The 5,580-nt window shown below is 68.5% G+C and carries 5 protein-coding genes and 1 tRNA gene; 2 read left to right on the top strand and 4 right to left on the bottom strand.

Annotated elements, in window-relative coordinates; all coding sequences use genetic code 11:
• Window positions 1-152 precede the first annotated feature (152 nt).
• Together ACFE7U_RS17195 and ACFE7U_RS17190 are read right to left on the bottom strand one after the other, a co-directional pair.
• Window positions 153-228 (bottom strand) — tRNA-Lys (locus tag ACFE7U_RS17195).
• A gap of 132 nt (window positions 229-360) precedes the next feature.
• Window positions 361-1,926, bottom strand: a complete 1,566-nt coding sequence (locus ACFE7U_RS17190) for a 2-isopropylmalate synthase (RefSeq protein ID WP_375410930.1) — start codon at window positions 1,924-1,926, stop codon at window positions 361-363.
• A 506-nt stretch (window positions 1,927-2,432) separates the two neighbouring features.
• Here ACFE7U_RS17190 and ACFE7U_RS17185 point away from each other — a divergent pair.
• The gene (locus ACFE7U_RS17185) at window positions 2,433-2,918 is read left to right on the top strand and encodes an SRPBCC family protein (protein WP_375410929.1); all 486 of its coding nucleotides are present in this window, start codon (window positions 2,433-2,435) and stop codon (window positions 2,916-2,918) included.
• A gap of 97 nt (window positions 2,919-3,015) precedes the next feature.
• A complete protein-coding gene (locus ACFE7U_RS17180) occupies window positions 3,016-3,336 on the top strand; it encodes a hypothetical protein (protein ID WP_375410928.1) in 321 nt (106 codons plus the stop codon).
• Window positions 3,337-3,343: 7 nt separating this feature from the next.
• Here ACFE7U_RS17180 and ACFE7U_RS17175 read toward each other — a convergent pair whose 3' ends face one another.
• Complete coding sequence (locus ACFE7U_RS17175; RefSeq protein ID WP_375410927.1) at window positions 3,344-4,051, bottom strand: NUDIX hydrolase; 708 nt, start codon at window positions 4,049-4,051, stop codon at window positions 3,344-3,346.
• The gene (locus ACFE7U_RS17170) at window positions 4,044-4,958 is read right to left on the bottom strand and encodes a PhzF family phenazine biosynthesis protein (RefSeq protein ID WP_375410926.1); all 915 of its coding nucleotides are present in this window, start codon (window positions 4,956-4,958) and stop codon (window positions 4,044-4,046) included. The genes ACFE7U_RS17175 and ACFE7U_RS17170 overlap by 8 nt, the downstream gene beginning before the upstream one ends.
• Window positions 4,959-5,580 lie beyond the last annotated feature (622 nt).

Here is a 5,580-nt window from a genome sequence, read left to right as displayed (position 1 = left end):
TGCTCAGGTACGCGCAAGCGACCCCGAAGCAACGGCAAGCGGGAGCGCGGAAACGCTTGGACGCGCGAACGAAGAAGGAAGGTATGTCGAAATGAGCCGGTGACGCCGTGTCGAAACGGTGTCTCACAAATCGGCTAAGTCGTTGAAATGATTGGTGGGTGCACAAGGGTTCGAACCTTGGACCCGCTGATTAAGAGTCAGCTGCTCTACCAACTGAGCTATGCACCCATTGCCTTGCGGCAACCGGAGGGACCACCAAGCCGCTCCGTGAGGAGGCGGCTGATAGCAAAGGCGCCCGGGAGTGTCCACCCCCGGGCGCGAAATTCGTGAGCCTCGGTAGGCCGCGCCGCGGCAGAACCTTTAGTAGGCTGCCGCGGCCTGCGCGTGCAGGCGCACCGCTGTGGCCGAGAGCTTGTTCAGGGCCGACAGATAGGCGCGTGCCGAGGCCACGAGGGTGTCCGGGTCGGCGCCGCGCCCGGTGACGCTGCGCTCGGACGTCTTCAGGCGCACCGAGACCTCGGCCTGGGCGTCGGTGCCCTCGGTCACCGCGTGGACCTGATAGAGCTCGAGTTCGGCCTCGTGCGGCACCAGGGCCTGAATCGCGTTGAACACCGCGTCGACGGGTCCGTTGCCCTCCGCCTCCTCGGTGACGACTCCACCGTCCATGGCGAGCTTCAGGGTGGCGCGCTGTGGGCCGCGGGTGCCCGCGATGACCGAGAGCGAGACGAGGCGGATGCGGTCGTGCGCCGTGGCGAGGTTCTCGTCGACGAGCGCCTCGATGTCCTCGTCGTAGACGTGCTTCTTGCGGTCGGCCAGCGTCTTGAAGCGGTCGAACGCGTCCTGCATCTGATTGTCGGTGAGCGACAGGCCGAGTTCGTCGAGCTTGGCGCGGAAGGCCGCCCGTCCCGAATGCTTGCCCATCACCAGGGCGGTCTTGGCCACGCCTACCGAGGCGGGGGTCATGATCTCGTAGGTCTCGGAATGCTTGAGCATCCCGTCCTGGTGGATGCCGCTCTCGTGCGCGAAGGCGTTCCGGCCGACGATCGCCTTGTTGTACTGCACGGGGAAGTTCGTCGCGTGGGAGACGAGCTTCGAGGCGCGCGTCAGCATCGTGGTCTCGATGCCGGTCTCGTAGGGCATCGCGTCGCCGCGCGTGCGGATCGCCATCACGACCTCCTCCAGCGGCGCGTTGCCGGCGCGCTCGCCGATGCCGTTGATTGTGCACTCGACCTGCCGGGCGCCGCCCTCGATCCCGGCGAGCGAGTTGGCCACCGCGAGGCCGAGGTCGTCGTGGCAATGCACCGAGAACACCGCCTTGTCGGCATTCGGCACGCGCGTCCGCACGGCCTCGAACATCGCGCGGTACTCGCCGGGCATGGCGTAGCCCACCGTGTCGGGCAGGTTGATGGTGGTGGCGCCCATCCGGATCGCCGCCTCGACGCAGCGGCAGAGATAGTCGATCGGCGTGCGGGTGGCGTCCATGGCCGACCATTCCACGTCCTCGACGAGGTCGCGGGCCTGGGCCACGGTACGCAGGATGATCTCGACGACCTCGTCCTCGGTCTTGCGCATCTGGTGGGCGAGGTGGATCGGCGAGGTCGACACGAAGGTGTGGATGCGCCCGCGCCGGGCGTGGCGCACCGCCTCGCCGGCCCGCGCGATGTCGGCCGGGATGGCGCGGGCGAGACCCGCGACAGTGGCGCGCTTGGCGCGGCGCGCGATCTCGGAGACCGCCTCGAAATCGCCGTTCGACGCGATCGGGAAGCCCGCCTCGATGATGTCGACCCCCATGGCGTCTAGGATCTCCGCGACGGCGAGCTTCTCGTCGAGGGTCATGGTGGCGCCGGGGCACTGCTCCCCGTCGCGCAAGGTGGTGTCGAAGATGAGGACGCGATCGCGCTGCGAGGTCGGGGCGGGGATGGTCATCGGGTCAGGGTCCTGTCGCGGCGCGCCAGCTTCGCAAAGGAGGCGGCGCCTGGGAAATCGAAGGGTCGGCGCCGCTTCGCCGGAAAGGCGAGGGCTGAAGCCGGACAACGCTCCCCTGAGAACCCAGGCGCAAGCGCCCGGACGGCCCTCAGGGGCAGCTAAGGAGGAGGAGCGGTGCGGGGAGCGCGGGCAGCGCGCATGGCCGCGATGCCGCCGGGGCAGCCTCTGCCAAGGCAATCTCGGCGATGCGGTGCGTGGAGCCGGCGCTGGCCAAGGCTCGTCTCTCCGGCAAATCGACGCCCGACCACGTGGGGGCGTGCGCGTGAGCCGCATCCCTAGCCCCCCGACAGAACGTTGACAAGTAATTGACGGGGTCGCGGTCGCCCGGGCCATTGCCACGGCGCCGTTGCGGTCTAGCTGAGAGACCGGCCTCATAAGCCGGCGACGGAATAATCCGTCGTGCCGACAAAAATTCTCGCAAAGAAACTTCGAAGGAAACACCCACGATGTTGCGTCACGCCCTGCGCCTCGGCGCCCTACCCGTCCTCGCCCTCGTCGCCGGTACGGTGCCGGGCTTCGCCATCGACGTCATGAAGTCCATCGACGTCGCCGCCCCGCCGGCCAAGGTCTGGTCGACCATCGGCGATTTCTGCGGAATCGGGAGCTGGCACCCGGCCATCGAGAAATGCGTGCCCTCGACCAAGGGCAGCACGATGCTGCGCACCCTGAGCCTGAAGGGCGGCGGCACCATCGTGGAGTCGCAGACCAATCGCGACGACAAGGCGATGAGCTACACCTACGCCATCGTCGAGGGTCCGCTTCCGGTCTCCGACTATTCCTCCACCCTCGCGGTGATGCCGTCGGGCTCGGGCTCCAAGGTGACCTGGACCGGCACGTTCAAGGCGAAGGGCGCCCCGGATGCGGTCGCCAAGGACGCCATCGAGGGCATCTACACCTCGGGCCTCGCCGCCATCGCCGAGAAGGCGAAATAGGCGCCCTCGTACCCAATCCTCGACGTTGACCCGGGCGAAGCGCGGCGGCACAACCCCGCCGCGCTGCTTTCGGGTCCGTGATCGAGGAGTTGAGCCCATGACGATTCGCAAGGCGGGCCTCGGGCTCGCATCCCTCCTCGCGCTGGGCGCCTGCACGCCTTCGGCGAGCGCCCCGCCGGTGGTGGCGGCCGTGGCGGCGGCACCGGCCCCGCTCCTGCCGAGCACCGGCTGCGGCCCGGCCATCGCAAGGACCCAGACCGTGGTCGAGAGCGATGTCGCCACCGGCAATCTCAACAAGCCGGTGGGCGAGCGCTTCCAGGCGGATCTGAGCGTGGCCGCGCAGGCCTGCGCCGCCGGGCGCGACCGCGATGCGCTGAGCCTGCTCGCGGCGGCGAAATCGCGCTACGGCTACTCGTGAGCCGCGCTCACGGGCCGAACGCTCGAGCCAGGTAGCTCCGCACGAAGGCCGGCATCCTGGCGTCTTCGACATCCTCCGCCGAGCGCGCGACGAGGAAGCCGGCGAGTTCGGGCTCCGCTTCGGCCGCGCGGTGGCGCTCCATCGCGGCGAGCAGGGCGTCCGCCGTCTCGGCGAAGGCGACGGGACGCAGGAGAGCGAGCTGGCCCTCCCCCTCCAGGATCGTCCAGCTCTGCGGCGCGTCGGGCGGCAGCGTCTTGCCGGTCTCTTCCGCGAACTCGCGGATCGCACTGCCGGGCAGATCCACCGTCCCGTCGGCGTCGACGTCGTCCCGGTCCGGCGTGCCGCAGGGGAAATAGACCTGGCCGGCATTGGCGGTGTGGCCGCCCATGACCCCCAGGAGGATGGCGCCATCGGCCGAGCGCGGCACGATCGCCGCGAAGGCGTTCCGCACGTTCCTGTCGGGCGAGCCGGCATCGCGGTGGCCGAGGAAGTGCGAGTAGGGCGTCTCGAACAGCTCCACGGTGCAGGTGCCGCCCGCGACGCGCCAGCCGCAGGCGAGCAGCACCCGGCCGTCGAAGATCACCGAGCCGAGGGCCAGCCGCCGCTCCCAGTTTCTCGCGATGAACGCGGCCTCCCGCCGCGCCCACGGCCAGTCGTACGGGACGCAGCGGGCCTCGATGCGGTCGACCGCGGCCCACGCGAACCCGTCAGACAAGCAGTGTCCCCTCGCTCATGAGAACGGCCGCGCCGGAGATCTCCACCGTGTGCAGGGCGCCCGACGCGATCACGAGTTGGACGCCGATCTCGCTCGGCCGCCCCATGGCGATGCCCTGTCGGATGGCGACCTCGTGGGTGCCGTCGCCCAGGGGCTCGAACTGCATCATGACTCCGGCGAAGGCGGCCGCCGCCGAGCCGGTGGCCGGGTCCTCGGCGACGCCGAGATGCGGTGCGAACATCCGCGCCTGGTAGCGATGGCCGATCCCGTCGGGATCGACGGCATAGAGGTAGAGGGCGGAAGGCTGGCCGAGGGCGGAAGTCTCGCCGAGTGCGGCGAAGCCGGCCGGATCGAGCCGTGCCCGGTCGAGGGCGGCGATAGAGGCCAGGGGCACGAAGGTGAAGGCCGGCCCGACGCTGTGCCGACTCGGGGCGTGGAGGCCGAAGCCGATCTCGGACGGCGCCAGCCCCAATGCCGCGGCCACGGCCTCCGTCTCCGGGTCCTCTTCGAGATAGGCGGGCAGCAGCGGCAGGGTGAAGCGCGCGCGCCCTCTCCCCCCGGCGGTCTCGACCACGCACGGGATCACGCCGATCTCGACCTCCAGGCCGAAGGCGGTGGCATCCGCGAGCCCCGCCCGCCCGTCGCGCAGGGCCAGCAGCACCGCGGCGCCGATGACGGGATGGCCCGCGAAGGGCAGTTCGCGGGTCGGCGTGAAGATGCGCAGCCGCGCCTTGCGCCGCGTCTCGTCGGGAGGCAGCACGAACACGGTCTCCGAGAGGTTGAACTCGGCAGCGATCCTCTGCATCGCCCCCACGTCGAGCCCGTCCGCATCGAGGACCACCGCAAGGGGATTGCCGGCGAACGGCGTCTCCGTGAACACGTCGAGGGTAACGAAGCGGCGGGCCATCGGATGTCCTTCTGCGGTCGCGGACCTGCCATCGTTCATCGGCGTCACGCGATGCCCGATCCCGGAACCTCCGAGGGTTGGGGAGCGACCGTCATCGAACCGTACCCGTTTCCCTCTGCATTCCAAGAGATCGGAGACGTCGACCCAAGAGTTCGGAGACGTCGGCGCATTCATCGTTCCGTTCCTAGGATTTCCCTGCGGAAACGGGACATGGACGTCCTCGACCGTCTTTCGTGCCGTCCTCACCGAGCAGCCGAGACCGTCCCGCCTTCGCGTGAACCGCCAAGGGGGCCATTCAACAGGGCCGGGATTTCCGACGAAGGTGCGGGATGCTCGCGACGCGCAGCGATCTCCGGCGTCGAGCCGGCCGAATAGCCGCGTGGAGATGCCTGTCGCACAGAAGAAAGATAATCTTTTCGACCGTCGAAAGCGTAATTACCGAGAGCAAATTATAATTTATTCGTCATTACTAAGTAATTTCTAAACTGATTGGACAATGTTTGGCTAGGCAAGTACCAATCTCTGCTCAACCACAGACTGGTTTTTACTTTGATGACCTGACGACAACGTGCAGCACCGTCCGCTTCGGTACGATTGCACGCCACTGGACGCTGAACGGCAC

Source organism: uncultured Methylobacterium sp. (genome assembly GCF_964251405.1).
GTDB lineage: Bacteria > Pseudomonadota > Alphaproteobacteria > Rhizobiales > Beijerinckiaceae > Methylobacterium.
The sequence above is the reverse complement of the archived record's forward strand: the minus strand, read 5'-3'. Positions and strand labels throughout refer to the sequence as shown.